At 70.7% G+C, this 15559-nt stretch carries 13 protein-coding genes; 8 read left to right on the top strand and 5 right to left on the bottom strand.

The annotated features are described in order from the left end of the window. Positions 1 to 10: 10 nt before the first annotated feature. Together Q0654_RS21175 and hemE are read left to right on the top strand one after the other, a co-directional pair. A complete protein-coding gene (locus tag Q0654_RS21175) occupies positions 11 to 268 on the top strand; it encodes a hypothetical protein (protein ID WP_298857139.1) in 258 nt (85 codons plus the stop codon). After that, positions 265 to 1329, top strand: coding sequence for a uroporphyrinogen decarboxylase (gene hemE / locus Q0654_RS21170; protein WP_298857137.1), 1065 nt, complete (start codon positions 265 to 267; stop codon positions 1327 to 1329). Before Q0654_RS21175 ends, hemE begins: the two co-directional genes overlap by 4 nt. 60 nt (positions 1330 to 1389) lie before the next feature. Here hemE and Q0654_RS21165 read toward each other — a convergent pair whose 3' ends face one another. The 4 genes from Q0654_RS21165 to Q0654_RS21150 all read right to left on the bottom strand — a co-directional run bounded on the left by Q0654_RS21165 (position 1390) and on the right by Q0654_RS21150 (position 6975). Further along, complete coding sequence (locus Q0654_RS21165; protein ID WP_298857135.1) at positions 1390 to 2334, bottom strand: GGDEF domain-containing protein; 945 nt, start codon at positions 2332 to 2334, stop codon at positions 1390 to 1392. Then, positions 2331 to 2948: a chemotaxis protein CheX gene (locus Q0654_RS21160; protein ID WP_298857133.1), complete on the bottom strand. Its 618-nt coding sequence runs from the start codon at positions 2946 to 2948 to the stop codon at positions 2331 to 2333. The genes Q0654_RS21165 and Q0654_RS21160 overlap by 4 nt, the downstream gene beginning before the upstream one ends. Continuing rightward, the gene (locus Q0654_RS21155; RefSeq protein WP_298857132.1) at positions 2941 to 3324 is read right to left on the bottom strand and encodes a response regulator; all 384 of its coding nucleotides are present in this window, start codon (positions 3322 to 3324) and stop codon (positions 2941 to 2943) included. Before Q0654_RS21155 ends, Q0654_RS21160 begins: the two co-directional genes overlap by 8 nt. Before the next feature lie 120 nt (positions 3325 to 3444). Continuing rightward, the gene (locus Q0654_RS21150; protein ID WP_298857130.1) at positions 3445 to 6975 is read right to left on the bottom strand and encodes a two-component regulator propeller domain-containing protein; all 3531 of its coding nucleotides are present in this window, start codon (positions 6973 to 6975) and stop codon (positions 3445 to 3447) included. Between the two features lie 206 nt (positions 6976 to 7181). On the opposite strand from Q0654_RS21150, the gene Q0654_RS21145 reads away from it, so the two are divergent. The 6 genes from Q0654_RS21145 to Q0654_RS21120 all read left to right on the top strand — a co-directional run bounded on the left by Q0654_RS21145 (position 7182) and on the right by Q0654_RS21120 (position 14050). Continuing rightward, positions 7182 to 8669 carry a GTPase gene (locus tag Q0654_RS21145; protein ID WP_298857128.1) on the top strand — a complete coding sequence of 496 codons (1488 nt, stop codon included), beginning with the start codon at positions 7182 to 7184 and terminating at the stop codon, positions 8667 to 8669. After that, the gene (locus Q0654_RS21140; protein WP_298857125.1) at positions 8666 to 9406 is read left to right on the top strand and encodes a YceI family protein; all 741 of its coding nucleotides are present in this window, start codon (positions 8666 to 8668) and stop codon (positions 9404 to 9406) included. Before Q0654_RS21145 ends, Q0654_RS21140 begins: the two co-directional genes overlap by 4 nt. After that, positions 9387 to 10118 (top strand): cytochrome b, encoded by a 732-nt coding sequence (locus Q0654_RS21135; RefSeq protein ID WP_298857123.1) that lies wholly within the window; start codon positions 9387 to 9389, stop codon positions 10116 to 10118. The genes Q0654_RS21140 and Q0654_RS21135 overlap by 20 nt, the downstream gene beginning before the upstream one ends. A 30-nt stretch (positions 10119 to 10148) precedes the next feature. Next, positions 10149 to 10694, top strand: coding sequence for a YceI family protein (locus Q0654_RS21130; protein WP_298857121.1), 546 nt, complete (start codon positions 10149 to 10151; stop codon positions 10692 to 10694). Then, positions 10694 to 12052: a GTP-binding protein gene (locus tag Q0654_RS21125; protein WP_298857119.1), complete on the top strand. Its 1359-nt coding sequence runs from the start codon at positions 10694 to 10696 to the stop codon at positions 12050 to 12052. Before Q0654_RS21130 ends, Q0654_RS21125 begins: the two co-directional genes overlap by 1 nt. 411 nt (positions 12053 to 12463) lie before the next feature. After that, positions 12464 to 14050, top strand: a complete 1587-nt coding sequence (locus Q0654_RS21120) for an amidohydrolase family protein (protein WP_298857117.1) — start codon at positions 12464 to 12466, stop codon at positions 14048 to 14050. Positions 14051 to 14370: 320 nt separating this feature from the next. Here Q0654_RS21120 and Q0654_RS21115 read toward each other — a convergent pair whose 3' ends face one another. Continuing rightward, positions 14371 to 14997, bottom strand: coding sequence for a glutathione S-transferase N-terminal domain-containing protein (locus Q0654_RS21115; protein WP_298857115.1), 627 nt, complete (start codon positions 14995 to 14997; stop codon positions 14371 to 14373). Positions 14998 to 15559: the final 562 nt, after the last annotated feature.

Raw genomic sequence — 15559 nt, 5'->3', positions numbered from 1 at the left:
ACTGCGCCCCATGCGAATTTTCCTGCAGCAGCCGCCGGCCGCCGGCGAGCCCACCCGCTACCTCAAACTCACGCTGGAGAAAGACCTGCTCGGCAGCTGGTGGCTGCACCGCGAGAGCGGCCAGGTCGGCGGCCGCGCCAGCACCAAGCGCGAGGTCTACCCCGGCCAGGCCGAGGCGCTCGCCGCTTTCGAGGCGGCGCGCGACGCCCAGTTGAAGCGCGGCTTCCGCATCACCTTTTCCGAAGGCGCGGAGGCGCCGCGTCGATGACTTTCGAACCCCTCAAGAATGACCGCTTCCTGCGCGCCCTGCGCCGCGAGCCCGTGGACTGCACGCCGATCTGGATCATGCGCCAGGCCGGCCGCTACCTGCCGGAGTACCGCGCCAGCCGCGCCCGCGCCGGCAGCTTCCTGGCCATGGCCAAGAACCCGGACTTCGCCTGCGAGGTCACCCTGCAGCCCCTGGAACGCTTCCCGCTCGACGCGGCCATCCTGTTCTCCGACATCCTCACCGTGCCCGATGCGATGGGCCTGGGCCTGTATTTCGCCGAAGGCGAAGGCCCGAAGTTCGAGCGCCCGGTGCGCACTGAGGCCGACATCGCGAGGCTCGCCGTGCCCGACATGGCGCAGGACCTCGGCTATGTGATGGACGCGGTCAGCCTGATCCGCCGTGAGCTGCACGGCCGGGTGCCGCTGATCGGCTTCTCCGGCAGCCCGTGGACCCTGGCCTGCTACATGGTCGAAGGCGGCGGCTCGGACAATTTCTCCAAGATCAAGGCGATGGCGCTGAACTCGCCAGCCGCCCTGCATCGCCTGCTCGAAGTCACCACCGCGGCGGTGATCGCCTACCTGGCCGCGCAGCGCGCGGCGGGCGCGCAGGCCCTGCAGGTCTTCGATACCTGGGGCGGCGTCCTGAGCCCGCGCCTGTACCGCGAGTTCTCGCTGCGCTATCTGAAGCGCATCGCCGAGGCGCTGGACCGCGGCCAGGGCGCCGAGCGCACCCCGCTGATCCTGTTCGGCCGCGGCAATGGCGCCTACCTGGGCGAGCTGGCCGACACCGGCGCCGAGGCCCTGGGCGTGGACTGGCTGACCGACCTGTCCGAGGCGCGCACGCGCACCGGCGGCCGCGTGGCGCTGCAGGGAAATCTCGACCCCTGCGTGCTGTACGCCGAACCCGAAGTGATCCGCGCCGAAGTGGCGGCGACCCTGGCCTCCTACGGCGAGGGCCCCGGCCATGTCTTCAACCTCGGCCACGGCGTCTCGCCGGACATGAACCCGGAGCACGTGGCGGCCCTGGTCGAGGCAGTGCACGCGCTCAGCGCAAAGCGCTGAGCGCCGCAGTCCGGGCGCGTCCGGGCGTGGCCACCGCCGGGCCTGCCGTGCGCTTGCGGATCACCGCCCCGGCGCTACCCGGTTGCGCCCGCCCTGCTTGGCCTCGAACAGGTAGCGGTCGGCCTTCAGCAGCAGACCGGTGGCGCTCAGGCGCCGCTCGGGCGTCCAGGTCGCCACGCCCAGGCTGATGGTGATGTGGGCAGCCGTCGGGCTGGCCGGATGCGGCAGGCGCAGCGACTCCACCGCCTGGCGCAGGCGCTCGGCGACGTCGAGCGCGGAGTGTCCGCCCTCCTCGGCCAGCACCACGCAGAATTCCTCGCCGCCGTAGCGCGCCAGCAGGTCGCCGGCGCTGCGCACCAGCGACTTCAGGCAGTCGACCACGCTGACCAGGCAGGCATCGCCGGCGATGTGGCCGAGGCTGTCGTTGTAGGCCTTGAAGTGGTCGATATCGAGCAGGATCACGCTGAGCGGCGCTTCGGCCCGCTGCGCGCGACGCAGGCTGTCCTCGAGGTAGTGGTTCAGGCGCCTGCGGTTGGCGATGCCGGTCAGCTCGTCGGTCAGCGACAGCGAGCTCAGCTTTTCCGCCTGCTCGCGCAGCAGGCCCTCGCGCCGCATCATCGCGCTGACGTCGGCCACGGTCACCAGCACGCAGGGCTCGTCGCCGATGTGCAGCGCCTGCACCTGCACCGACTGCGCCATCGGCTCGCCCTCGCTGCCGTCGGCACGACGCTGGCGCAGCGGCAGCGGGTGCGGGTTGAGGCCGGTCGACAGCAGCCCCGGCAATCCACGCAGCGCCGCGTCGATCGCGGCCTGCAGTCGGCGTCCCGACGCGCCTTCGAGCAGCCTCGCGATCGGCTCGCCGAGGGCAGCCCCTGCGGCGGCCTCACCCAGCGCCGCCGCGAGCCAGGGGTTCAGGTAGCGCACGCGCTGTCCGGCGTCGAGCACCAGCACGCCCGAGCGCAGGTGATCGAGCACGACCGCGCACAGACCTTCCAGCGGCTTCATGGCTCGGCGGCCGCGGGGCCCAGCATGCGCGCCAGCGCGGCGCGCAGGTTGAGCAGGCTGGACGCGCCAAGGATGAAGGCGACGAAGCCCTCGATGTCGCGCTGCTCCAGCGCCAGCTGGATCTGCACGAACAGGATGTGGCCGTCCTCGCCGACCGGACCCAGCAGCTCCTCGGTACCGGCCAGCTCGAAGGCCGGCAGGGCGCAGTCGAAGCGCTCGCCCAGCATGTCGGCGATGGTCGAGAAGCAGGTGTTGAGGATGATGTTGCCGATCTCGCACATCGCGTCCTGCTCCATCTCGGTGAGCTGGTCCAGCGGCGTCTGCGAGCCCAGCATCAGGCGCACCACTTCGAGGCTGGTCTCGCTCGGGAACATCAGCAGGGCGCGTCCGGAAAAGCTGCCCTCGAAACGCTGGCTGACGCTGGTCAGGCGGCGTTCGCGCTCGGGATCGAGCAGATCGACCAGCTTGGGCGGCGTGAGCAGGTGCACCAGCGGCACGCTCATGCTGACGGTCTCGCCGGTCAGCTCGCTGAGCGAGGAGGCCGCACGTCCGACGCTGATGTTGAACAGCTCGCCGAGCGCATCGAGCTCGAGCGCGTTGAAGGTCTCAGCCATGGCCGGCCTCCCACAGCGACAGCGCTTGTCGCACCACCGCTTCGGTGATCGGCTTGGCGAGGAAGTGCACGCCCAGCGCCTCGGCGCGCGCCTTGCTGGCAGCCTGCACATTGGCGGTGAGCAGGACGATGGTGGTCTGCGGCAGCAGGGCGCGGATGCGCTCGGCGGCCTCGAAGCCGTCCATCACCGGCATGTTGATATCGAGGGTGATCAGATCGGGCTTCAGCTCGGCGGCACGCGCGACCGCCTCGGCGCCGTCGGCAGCCTCGTGGATCTCAAGCCCCGGGCGCTGCTCGCGCAGCAGGGCCGCCAGCATCATCCGCGAGACGCGGCTGTCATCCACCACCAGCACCGCAGCGCCGTCCTCAGCATGCATCGCCACTCTCCCCGACTGGGGCCCCGGCGGGGTGCCGTGGGGCCGGACTGTCCAGACGCGAAGCCTGACAACTGCCGCGCCCGCTGTGAAGCGCCCTGCCTCGCCCTGGCGGCGCAGCCATCATTCTTTGCAGGCCGGGGAGCTACCGTCCGTCGCGACACCCCCCAGCGCCGCGCGCAGTTCGGCCGGCTCGGCTGGCTTGCGCAGGAACACGGCGAAGCCCGCCTCGGCCGCGCGCGCGGCGCTGTCGGCTTCGGCGCGCGCGGTCAGCGCCACCAGGCGCGGCACCCGCCCCCGCAGCAGGCCAGCCAGCTGGAAGCCGTCGACGCCCGGCAGATCGATATCCAGCACGGCAACATCGAACTGCTGCGCCTCCAGCAGCGGCAGCGCTTCCAAGGCGTGGGCCGCGCGCTCGACCCGGCAGCCCCAGGTGCGCATCAGGCCGACCAGGGCCTCAGCCACGTCCGGGTGATCTTCGACCAGCAGTACGGCGAGCTCGATCCGCGGGACGGACGGCACCGGTGGCGCCGCCGGCGCACCGCGAGGCAGCGCTGCGCCAAGAACAGGCGCTGCGATCTGCAGCGCGAAGCGGCTGCCAAGGCCGGGCGCGCTGCGCGCGCTGACGCTGCCGTCCATCGCCTCGGCCAGCTGCCGGCTGATCGACAGTCCCAGCCCGCTGCCGCCGTGCTCACGCGCGGTGCGCGCGCCATCGGCCTGGGCGAAGGGTTGGAACAGCCCGGCCAGCTGGGCCTCGCTGAGGCCGGGCCCAGTGTCGACGACCTCGAAACGCAGCCCGACGCGGGCGGCGCGCGCGCAGTCGAAGGCCGAGACCTGCAGCTCGACCGCGCCCTCGCGGGTGAACTTGACGGCGTTACCCAGCAGATTCAGCAGGACCTGCTGCAGGCGCAGGGGGTCGACTTCGATCTGCAGCGCAGCGTCGGGCGCCACGCTCAGCGTGAGCCGCAGTCCCTTGGCCCGGGCCAGCGGGCGCTGCAGTTCCACCACCTCCTCGAGCAGCGCCGGCAGATCCACCGGCTGCGGCAGCAGCTCGAGCTTGCCGGCCTCGATGCGCGCGACGTCGAGCGCTTCGTTCACCAGCCTCAGCATCATCTGTCCGGAGCGACGCACGGCCTCGGCCTGGCGCCGCTGTTCGGCGTTCAGTGGCGAGGCCAGCAGCAGGGCGTTCATGCCCAGCAGGCCAGCCATCGGCGTGCGTACCTCATGCCCCAGGGTAGCCAGGAACCGGCCCTTGGCCTCCGAGGCCTCCTGCGCGAGGCGCTGCGCCTGTTCGGCCATGCGCAGCCGATAGCGCGCCGCCAGTCGCCGCCGGTAGGCCAGCACCAGCATCAGCAGCGCCAGCAGCGCGAACACCGCGTAGGCGACCCATGCCGCTGGCGTCCACCACCAGGCGGGCGCCACATGCAGTTCGCGGATCAGCGCCGGGACCCAGCGGCCATCGGCCCCGGCCGCGCTGACCTGCAGCCGGTAGCGGCCGGGCGGGAGCTGCGCGTAGGCGCGCTCGGGCACCCGACCGGTCTCGATCCAGCCGGGGTCGACGCCTTCGAGCCTGAAGCGGTAGGCGTGCGTGCCGGGATCGGCAAAGGACAGCAGGCGCAGGCCGATGCGCAGATCGCGGTCGCCGTGCTGCAGTTCGATCGGCCCCGCCGGCAGCTCGATGCGCTCGCCGCGCCGGATCACCGAGGCCTCGTGCCAGTGCAGCGGCGAAGGCTTGGCAGGGCCGCGCAATCGGGCGGGATCGAACACCACCACGCCGCCCAGGGTCAGCGCGGCGATGTAGCCCTCGCGGGTCAGCAGGGGGGCCTGGCGATTGCGGAACTCGCTGCTGGGCAGCCCGTTGCGCTCGGTGAACTGGCGCAGCTCGGCCAACTCGCCGTCCAGCGGCGGGCGGTAGCGGAACAGGCCGCGGCCGGTGGTCAGCCAGAGCTCGCCGTCAGGCAGCACGACCAGGCCACCCGACTCCACTTCGGGCAGCCCGGCCTGGACGCCGATACTTTCGATGCGTTCCAGCGCGGAACCATCCCAGCGATGTCGCTCGAGTCCGGTGAGATGGTGCAGCCAGAGCTCATCGCCGCCGCTGAAGTCGAAGCCGAAAACCCGGGTCGCCGGCGAGCCGGGCACCGGCGTGAATTCGCCGCCCTCGGGCGGACGCCGGAACAATCCTCCCGGGCCGGCCCACCACAGCGCACCGTCCGGCGCGCGCGCCAGATGTTCGGTCTCGACCAGTGCGCCGCCAGCCACGGGGCCGCCGAAATCGCGGAGCACGCGCCCCTGGGGATCGCGCAGCTGCAGGCCGCCGCCGATCACGCCCAGCCAGATGCCCTCGGGCGTTTCCAGCAGGTGGTCGATCTCGCCGCTGGGAACGGCATGTTCGCCGTCGGTGCCAAAGCGCTGCTCGCGGCCGTCAGCGAAACGGATCAGCAGGCCATCCAACAGGCCCAGCCAGAGGCTGCCGTCGGCGCGCTGCAGCACCGAGCGCGGGCGATTCGGCGCCAGATCCTCGCCCGGTCGGAGGGTGCGGATTTCGCCACTGCCCAAGTCGAGGCGCTCAAGCTCGAAAGCGTGGCCCACCACCAGCAGTCCGCCATCGCGAGCCTCGGCGAGGCTGAGCGGCACGGAGCCACGGCGCTCGGGCTCGCGACGCAGCACGCTGAAGTCGCGCCAGGCCGGCGGCAGCCGCGCCAGCCCACCGCCGTCGGAAGCGAACCACAGGCCGTCCTCGTGGTCGCGCAGGATCGACATCACCATCCGCCCCGGAAACGCCCCGCGCAGTCCGGGCTGCACGTCGGCAGCAATCCAGTCCTGCCCGCGCAGGCTCTGCAGCCCGGTCGAAAGACCCACCCAGAGGTGACCATCGCCTTCGTCAAGGATGGACAGCACGTTGGCCGTCGGCAGCCGTTCCCAGCGCGCGAAGCGCGGGCCGTCGCCATCCAGGTCGAAGCGCCAGAGCGCGTCGGCAGTGCCCACGTGCAAGCCGCCGTCGGCACGCTCGGCCAGCTGCCAGATCCAGTGCCCACGGGCAGCGGCGGAGGGCGGGCGATGGCAGTCGAAGCCTGCGCCCAGCGGTCGGCACAGGCCTCCGGTGGTGCCAATCCACAGGGTGCCGTCGCGCTCCTGCAGCAGGGAGAGGACAGTGTCGCCGCCGAGGCTGCCGGCGCGCGCCGGATCATGGCGGTAGACATCCAGTTCGCCCCGCCCGAGATGCATGCGATACAGACCGGTGCGGAAACCCCCGAACCACAGGCTGCCGTCAGCGTCGCTGGCGATCGCGAACACATCGTCGGCTTCGATCCGCGGATCGGTGCTGCGGTTGAAGTGGCGGAAGCGCGGTGGCCGCTGCGAGTCCAGCAGGCTGATGCCGCCGCCTTCGGTCGCAACCCACAGGCGCCCCTCGCCGTCCACGTGCAGGGCCTGGGCGTTGTTGGCCGGCAGCGAGTGCGGATTGTCGGAAGCGTGCCGGTAGACCTCGAAGCCGACGCCATCGTAGCGGGCCAGGCCCTCCACGGTGCCTATCCAGAGAAAGCCCTCGCGATCCTGCGCGAGCGCATAGACTTTGCTCGATGGAAGGCCGTCGGCGGTGCCAAAGCTGTCGAACAGCGGCGTCTCCGGCAGCGGCGGGGCGGCAGCACGCACACAGGGGAACATCCCCACCAGCGCAACAGGAACGAGCAGGCAACGCGGAAAACGCATCGGTTCAAGGCCTGAGCAATCGCTTGAGCGCGCATCCTGCCACAGCCTCGCTGCAACGCGCCGTTGCAGCCCGGCAACGCGCCGTGATGCACCGCAGACAGGCGCGATCCGTAGAATCGACCCGCCTCTTCCATCGAGACCGCCCGCGCGTGCGTCGACCCGGTGATCCCCTGCGACTGCTGCTGGCCCTGCTCGCCCTCGTGGCGACCGCGGCCCTGCTGTACCTGGGCTTGGCCCTGCTGGAACGCAGCCTCGACGTCTGGACGCAGCTGCAGGCCCTGCCCGGCTGGCTGCGCGGCATGCTGCTCGCGGTGCTGACGGGCTTCGGCGCCGCCGGCGCCTGGCTCGCCATACGCCTGCTGCGCGGCGGCCCCGGCCGCGCGCCGCGCGCCGAGCCCATCGACCGCGCGCGCATCGAGGCGCGGCTCGAGGCACTCGAAGCGCTGGGCGAGCCGGCCGGGTTCGCCCGCGGCGAACTGGCTGAACTCGATGCGCGGCGCGCGCGCGGCGTGCTGCAGCTGGCCCTGTTCGGCGACATCTCGGCCGGCAAGAGCAGCCTGCTGCGCGCGCTGGTGCCGGAGGCCGAAGCCGCGATCGACGTGCGCGGCGGCTCGACCACCGACATCCGCCACCACCGCGCCGAGTTCGAAGGCGGGGCGCTGGAGATCGCCGACGTGCCCGGTACGCACGGCGCCGAAGGCGCAGCGCTGTCGGGGCTTGCCCGCGCCGAGGCCGCGCGCGTCCACGCCCTGCTCTATGTCTGCGAGGGCGATCTGACCCGCGGCCAGGACGCCGACCTGCGCGCGCTGGCCCGCTTCGGCCGCCCGCTGTTCCTGCTGCTGAACAAAGCCGACCGCTACGCCGACGGCGAACGCAGCGCCCTGCTGGCGCATCTGCGGCAGCGCTACGCGGGCCTTGGCCTGCGCGTGCTGGCCGTCAGCGCGGGACATCGCGAGCAGCTGCAGCGCGTCGAGGCCGACGGCCGCGAGACCACGTTCGAACGCGAACGCCCCGCCGATCTCGGCGAGCTGCCTCGGGCCCTGCGCGCGCTGGCCGGCATCGAGGCCGGCAGCCTGGAGCCCGCCCGCGAAGCGGCGACACTGTCCGCACTCGACGCGCGCATGGCCGAGGCCGAGCAGTCTGCGCGCAGCCGCGAATCCGAGGCCGTGCTGCGCCGCTACACCCGCCGCGCGCTGGTCGCGGCACTCGCCACCGTCGCGCCCGGCACCGACCTGATCATCCAGGGCGGGCTGGCGGCGGCGATGCTGCACGAGCTGGCGCGCCTGCACGGCCGCAGCCTGCGCGACCTCGACGTCGATGCATTCCTGAAGGCCGCCGGCGGGCGCGTCCGTAGCCACAGCGCGGTGCTGCTGGCGATCGCCGGCAACGCGCTGAAAGCCTTCCCCGGTCTGGGCACGCTCGGCGGCGGATTGGTCCATGCCGTGGCCTACGGGCTGCTGTTCGATGCACTCGGACGCGCGGCGGCCGAGGCCCTGGCCCAGGGCAGCGCGCTCGATCGCACGGCCACCCTGGATGCCTTCGAGAAGCAGCTGGCCGCGCCGCGCGCGGAAGCGCTGAAGCGACTGGCCACACTGGGCTTCGAAGCCCTGCGCGGCGAACGCGAGGTGCAGCGATGAAACGTATCGTCAGCGCGTCGATCCTGCTGTTCGCGGCCTGCGCCGCCGAGGCCGAGCGCTATGCCATCGACCCCGTGCACAGCCGCGTGCTGATCCGCGTCTCGCACGCCGGCTTCGCCCAGGCCATGGCCACCCTGTCGGCGCCGCGCGGCTACATCGAGTACGACGCGGACGCGCCCGAAGCGGCGCAGATCGAGGTCGAGCTGCCGCTCGATCGGCTCGACTTCGGCGATGCCGACTGGAACCGCCGCATGGCGCGGCGCGACTACTTCGACAGTGAACGCCATCCGACTGCGCGCTTCGAATCGACCTCCGTGCAGCCCGGCACAGACGGGGAACTTCGCATCGAGGGACAGCTCGAACTGCGCGGGATGCGCGCGCCGGTCACGCTCACGGCCCGCATCAACCGCATCGGCCGCGATCTGCCCTGGGTGCCGCGCCACAGCCTCGGCGCCTCGGCCTCCGCCACGCTGGACCGCCGCGACTTCGGCATGGACCGGCATGCCGGCGCGGTCGGCAACGCGGTCGAGGTGTGGATCGAAGTCGAAGCACGCCGGCAGCGTCGCAGCGAGCGCGAAGGCGAAGGCGAAGGCGAAGGCGATGAAGGCTCAAGCGATGCCGTCGATGACGGCACCCACAACGCAGCGGAAGCGCCAACCCCAGCGGACGCTGCCCCTGAAGCTCCGCAGCCACCCGAGACCGACGAGGCCCACGACCATGCCACTGCGCAGCACTGACGCCACCTGGGGCTGGGGCAGCCAGTTCTTCCACTGGGCCACCGCGCTCACCATTCTTGCCACCGCCTTCGTCGGTCTGACCATGGAGGACGTCGACGCGCTCTGGTATTACGGCCTGCACAAGTCGCTGGGGATGAGCGTGCTCGGCCTCGTCGTGCTGCGCCTGCTCTGGCGGCTCGTGGACCGGCGCCCACCCTACCCCGCCGGCATGCCCGCCTGGCAGCGTCTCGCCTCCAGCGGCGCGCATGCGCTGATCTATGTCGCGATGCTGGTGATGCCGCTGTCCGGCTGGCTCTACAACTCGGCCGCGCGCAGGCCGCTGGACTGGTTCGGCGTTTTCAAGATCCCCAGCCTCACCGCGCTCGACCGCGAAACCCAGACCTACAGCATCCTCGGCTTCGACGCGCCCGGTTTCATCGATACGCCGCAGAAGCTGCGCGCGCTCGCCGGCGACGTGCACGAGACCCTGTTCTATGCGGGCGCGGCACTGATCGCCCTTCATGTCGCCGCCGCGCTCAAGCACCATTTCCTTGATCGCGACGCCACGCTGGCGCGGATGCTGCCGGGCCTGGCCTCGCCCGCAGCGCGCGCGGGCGAATCACCGGCGAATGACGCCAGCCCGCCCGCGCAGCCCGAGGCTGCGTCCACGGCACACCCCACGCGCGTATCCGAAGCGGGCGCGACCTCCGCTGAGCGTGGCGCCGCGCCCTGAACCCTCATCTCTCATGCCCAAGGAATCCGCATGAAACCCATGTTCGCCCTGTTGCTGCTCACCGCTCTCGCCCTGCCCGCCTCTGCCAGCGACTGGACCGTCGACCCGGCGGCCTCGAAGCTCGCCTTCGTCGCCGAATACAGCGAAGGCCCCATTGACGGCCGCTTCAACCGCTTTACGCCCGGCATCCGCTTCGATGCCGCCGATCTCGCGTCGGCACGTTTCGATGTCGAGATCGATCTCGCCAGCGTCAGCACCGGCGACGAGGAGTGGGACGGCTATCTGGTCGGCGAGGACTTCTTCAACACCGAAGGCTTCCCCAAGGCCCGCTACCGCGCCGAGCGCTTCGAGGCTCGCGACGGCGGCTTCGTTGCGCTTGGCACGCTGGAGCTACGCGGCGTGCAGCAGCCGGTCGAGCTGCTCTTCAGCTTCGACACCGAGGGCGACAGCGCGACGCTCAAGGGCAGCGCCACGCTCGACCGCAGCGCCTTCGGCGTCGGCGGCGGTGACTGGGAAGATGCCGACACCATTGCCCACGACGTCAAGGTCGAGACCGAGCTGAAGCTGAGCCGCTGATGGCCTCGCGCCTGTCCCGCTGGATGCAGCGCCTCGCCGCCCCCTTCCGGCGCGGCGAGGACGCCTCGACCGCAGCGGACGGCGACCCCCTGCTGCGTGCGGCCGACAGCCTGCGCAGCCTGCTCGACGACCCCTCGATTCCGGCCGAGATCCGCAGCGAGCTGGCGGCGGATTACGCCGAAGTCGAAGCCATGCTCGGCCGCCTGGAGCAGGGCCAGATCCACCTGGCCGCGTTCGGCCGCGTCAGCGTCGGCAAGAGCTCGCTGCTCAATGCACTGGCCGGCAGCGAAGCCTTCGAAACCGGCGTCCTGCACGGCACCACCACCGCGCGCGGTCAGCAGGCCTGGCGCGAAGCCGAAGCCCACGGCGTGCAGCTGATCGACACGCCGGGCATCAACGAGCTTTCGGGCGAAGCGCGCGAGAAGCTGGCCTTCGAGGTGGCGCGGCGTTCCGACCTGATCCTGTTCGTGGTCGACGGCGACCTCACCCAGGTCGAACTCGACGCCCTGCGCCTGCTCGCTGCCCAGCAGCGCCCGCTGCTGCTGGTGCTCAACAAGGCCGACCGCTACCGCAGCGACGAACTCGACACCCTGCGCGCGCGCCTGCTCGAGCACACCCGCGGCATCGTTCAGCCCGAGAACCTGCTGCTGGCCCGCGCCCAGCCCGCGCCGGAGCGCGTCCTGCGCGTCGACGCTCAAGGCCGGGAGCAGCTCGACACACGCCCACGCAGCATCGATGTCGGTGAAGTGCGCGCCCGCGTGTTTGCGATTCTGGAATCCGAGGGCAAGGCGCTGGCCGCGCTCAACGCCGCGCTGTTCGCCGGCGACCTCGCCGACAGCGTCGGCGAGCGCCTGACCCGCCTGCGCGCCGAGCTGGCCGCACGCATCACCCGCAGCTATTGCCTGGCCAAAGGCGTGGCGGTGGCGATGAACCCGGTGCCGGTCGCCGACCTGCTCGCGGCGGCCGCGCTTGACGTGGCGCTCGTCGTGCACCTGTCGAAGCTCTATGCGCTGCCGATGAGCCGCGCCGAAGCCAGCCGCCTGCTGGCGACGGTCGTGGCCCAGCTGGCGGCGCTGATGGGCGCGATCTGGGGCGTGCATCTGGTCGCCTCGGCGCTGAAGGGCATGAGCGCGGGTCTCTCCACAGCACTCACCGCCGCCGCGCAGGGCGCGCTGGCCTGGTACGCCACCCTGCTGGTCGCGCGCTCGGCCGAACGCTATCTGGCCCAGGGCAAGAGCTGGGGCGACAAGGGCCCGAAGCGCGTCGTCGCCGAAATCGTCGAAAGCCTCGACCGCGACTCGGTGCTGCGCGAAGCGCGCGAGGAGATTCTGCGCAGGTTGCGCAAGCGCGGGGAGTAGGGGCGCAGCGGCGCGTGTGCGGCCTTCCCCCGGGCCTGTCGGCACCCAGCTGCTCCCGCTCCGCACAGCCCCTCATCCGGCGCTGCGCGCCACCTTCTCCCGTCGGGAGAAGGGAAGCAGCAGCAGGCATCGCCAGAGGGTTCGCCATTCGCGATCGAGAGGAGAAACGCAAGTGCCCACCTGCACAGCGCAATGCGCTCTTGCGAATCCCGCGGCCGACGCGCGCAGCGCTCCGGCGCTCAGCGGAGCGCGGACCGGCGGTCCGCAAGCGCGCCGCTTCGCTCCCGATTCCCGATTCCCGATTCTCGATTCCCGATTCCCGATTCCCGGCTCCGGCATGACTTGCGCCCCTCCCTATGCAGGCGTGCAGGACGCCACACTGCGCTCGCGTTCTCACCCAAGGCCCAGTCCATGCGCCACAGCCTGCTCCGCGCCGCGCTCGCCCTGCTGTTCACCGCCACCTGCGCGCAGGCTGCGATCCCTCCGGCGCCCGAGCGCGACGAGGGCGAAGGCCCGTACGACCAGCTGATCCTGCGCGGAGTCACCGTCATCAACGGCACCGGCAGCCCGGCCTTCGGCCCGGCCGATGTGGTGATCGAGAATAACCGAATCACCGAGGTGCGCATCGTCGGCAGTGCCGATGCGCCGATCCGAAGTGAGCGCCGCCCCGCGCTCAAACCCGGCGGCCGCGAGATGGATCTCAGCGGCCACTACGTGATGCCCGGCATCGTCGACATGCACGGCCACATCGGCGGCGACGAACAGGGCGTGACCGCCGAGTACGTCTACAAGCTGTGGCTGGCGCACGGCATTACCAGCGTGCGCGACCCCGGCTGCGGCAACGGCATCGACTGGTGCGTGTCGGAACAGAAACGCTCGGAGTCCAACACCATCACCGCGCCGCGGATCTTCCCTTACGCCTTCTTCGGCCATGGCCGCATCGGCCCGATGCTGACGCCCGAGCACGCCCGCGAATGGGTGCGCGACATGAAGCGTCGGGGTGCGCTGGGCATGAAGTGCTTCGGCTACCGTCCGGACATTCTGGAAGCCGCGTTTGATGAGCTGAAGAAGCAGGACATGGGCTCGGCCTGCCACCACGCCCAGCTCGACGTGAAGCGGGTCAACGTGCTGACCACCGCGCGCTGGGGCCTGACCACGATGGAGCACTGGTACGGCCTGCCCGAGGCTCTGTTCGACGGCCAGACCGTGCAGGACTACCCGCCCGGCTACAACTACATGAACGAGCAGCACCGCTTCGAGCAGGCCGGCCGGCTATGGGCGCAGGCGGCCGAGAAGGGCAGCGAGAAGTACGAAGCGGTGATGACGGAGCTGCTCGAACTCGACTTCACCATCGACCCGACCTTCACCATCTACCAGGCCACCCGCGACCTGATGCGCGCGCGCATGGCCGAGTGGCACGAGGACTACACCCTGCCCGCCCTGTGGGATTTCTTCCGCCCCAGCCGCACCAGCCACGGCAGCTTCTTCTTCGACTGGGGCAGCGAGCAGGAGATCGCCTGGCGCGACAACTACGTGCGCTGGATGGCCTTCATCAACGACTTCAAGAACCGCGGCGGCCGCGTCACCGTCGGCAGCGATTCCGGCTACATCTACAAACTGTACGGCTTCGGCACCATCGAGGAGCTGGAGCTGCTGCGCGAGGCCGGCTTCCATCCGCTGGAAGTGCTGACCGCGGCCACGCTCAACGGCGCTGAAGCATTGAAGGCCGACGACCGCATCGGCAGCATCGAACCCGGCAAGCTCGCCGATCTCGTGGTGCTGCGCGAGAACCCCCTGGCCAATCTCAAGGTGCTCTATGGCACCGGCCATATCCGCATCAACGCCGAGGGCGAGCCCGAACGCGTCGGCGGCGTGCGCTACACGATCAAGGACGGCATCGTCTTCGACGCCGCGGAGCTGCTGGGTGAAGTGCGCGCGCTGGTGGCGGCGGACAAGCAGGCAAAGGGCATTGAAAGGCTGAAGCAGCCGGGGCTGTAGTTGCCGGAGCCGCGGTATCGGCGTTGCGTATCGTGTGCCGTGTGCCGTGTGCCGTGTGCCGAGATTCGGGATTCGGGATTCGGGATTCGGGATTCGGGGTTCGGGGTTCGGGGTTCATGAGAATCCGGCGACGCGAATTCCTTCGCGGAGCTGCGTCCCATAGGGTGGGCCCTGGCCCACCATGAGCGCTGATCTCGCCTCTGTCGGATTCGTGGACGCACATCAACGCTGCCCACTCGCCGCTGATTCACGAAAGCGACCGGGGCAAGCGTTGGGCTCCTGGTGGGCCAGGGCCCACCCTATTCGAGCCACCACCCTATTCAAGCCGCGGGCGGCACGGTGGCTGCGAAGCTCTCGCGGCTGCATACACCTTCAAGCCAGGCCGACAGGCCCGGCGCCTGCGCGCGCCAGTCGATCTGCGGCAGGCGGAAGTCGAGGTAGGCCAGCGCGGTCGCCGATGCGATCGCGCCCAAGTCGAAGCGCCCGCCGAGTACTTCGGCTTCCTTCTCAAGCTCGACCACCCCGCGCAGGATCGCGCTGCGCCAGCGCGCCAGCCATTCGGGCGAGCGCTGCGACTCGATGCGGCGGCTTTCCATCACGCTCGACACCGCGGCGTCGGTGACGCCGTCGGCCAAAGCCTCGCGGCGCAGCACCTGCCAACGTTCCGGGCCAGCCTCTGGAATCAGGCGCGGGACACAGAGACTGTCGAGATAGGCGCACAGCAGCGGGCTGTCGAACAGGGTGAAACCCGGCCCGCCGCCGGGCTCGACGTGGGGCTCAACAATCAGCGCCGGCACCTTGGCCAGCGGGTTGGCCGCCAGCAGCTCGGGCGGATCCTGCAGCGGGTTGGCGACGACCACTTCGACACGATCGGTAAGGCCTTTCTCGATCACCAGCATGCGCACCTTGCGCGCGTAAGGCGAGGTCGGGGAGTAGATCAGCTGCATGGAGACTCCTTGCAAAGTCGACGGAATCGCGGTGGCCGGCTGGCCGTTAGCCGAGCGCGCGCGGCGAGTGTCGGCGAGGCAGCAGACGCTGGCAAATCCGCAGGCGCGGTGACGCCGCGATCAGTGGCTTGCGTTGTCGTGACCACGTAGCAGCTGGCGCGACCCGCGGAAGGCGTGCATATGTCCCCTCCCCCCAAGCTGCCCTCGCTTCGCTTGGGCTGTGGAGAGTTCCGGCTGCCAGCGGCAGCCGACGAACACTCTCCTGCGCTTCCCACGAGGTGAGAGGGCTCTTCGTTCTGTTTCTGCGCATCGGCATGAGTAGCGCTTGGATGACTTGCGCGCGGCTCGCATCGGGGCAGCTCTTCTCCCCTCTCTCCCCGTGGGAGAGGGGACGGGGGAGAGGGGGATGAGGCCTGCCGCGAGATTCGCCCCCTCTGCCCAACCTGCCTTCGCTTCGCTTGGGCTGCGGAGAACATCGGTTGCCACGGGCAGCCGACAAACACCCTCCTGCGCATCCCGCGAGGGGAGAGAGGCTTGCATCCGCGCCGCCAGAGGCTCTGGG

Source organism: uncultured Aquimonas sp., assembly GCF_937888285.1.
Classification (GTDB): domain Bacteria; phylum Pseudomonadota; class Gammaproteobacteria; order Xanthomonadales; family Xanthomonadaceae; genus Aquimonas.
This window is presented reverse-complemented; position numbering and strand designations above follow the sequence as displayed.

Excerpts from the sequence above, each read along its gene's own strand:
- Q0654_RS21175 (WP_298857139.1), top strand. The coding sequence starts at position 11 with ATGCGAATTTTCCTGCAGCAGCCGCCGGCCGCCGGCGAGCCCACCCGC.
- hemE (WP_298857137.1), top strand. The coding sequence starts at position 265 with ATGACTTTCGAACCCCTCAAGAATGACCGCTTCCTGCGCGCCCTGCGC.
- Q0654_RS21165 (WP_298857135.1), bottom strand. The coding sequence starts at position 2,334 with ATGAAGCCGCTGGAAGGTCTGTGCGCGGTCGTGCTCGATCACCTGCGC.
- Q0654_RS21160 (WP_298857133.1), bottom strand. The coding sequence starts at position 2,948 with ATGGCTGAGACCTTCAACGCGCTCGAGCTCGATGCGCTCGGCGAGCTG.
- Q0654_RS21155 (WP_298857132.1), bottom strand. The coding sequence starts at position 3,324 with ATGCATGCTGAGGACGGCGCTGCGGTGCTGGTGGTGGATGACAGCCGC.
- Q0654_RS21140 (WP_298857125.1), top strand. The coding sequence starts at position 8,666 with ATGAAACGTATCGTCAGCGCGTCGATCCTGCTGTTCGCGGCCTGCGCC.
- Q0654_RS21135 (WP_298857123.1), top strand. The coding sequence starts at position 9,387 with ATGCCACTGCGCAGCACTGACGCCACCTGGGGCTGGGGCAGCCAGTTC.
- Q0654_RS21130 (WP_298857121.1), top strand. The coding sequence starts at position 10,149 with ATGAAACCCATGTTCGCCCTGTTGCTGCTCACCGCTCTCGCCCTGCCC.
- Q0654_RS21125 (WP_298857119.1), top strand. The coding sequence starts at position 10,694 with ATGGCCTCGCGCCTGTCCCGCTGGATGCAGCGCCTCGCCGCCCCCTTC.
- Q0654_RS21120 (WP_298857117.1), top strand. The coding sequence starts at position 12,464 with ATGCGCCACAGCCTGCTCCGCGCCGCGCTCGCCCTGCTGTTCACCGCC.
- Q0654_RS21115 (WP_298857115.1), bottom strand. The coding sequence starts at position 14,997 with ATGCAGCTGATCTACTCCCCGACCTCGCCTTACGCGCGCAAGGTGCGC.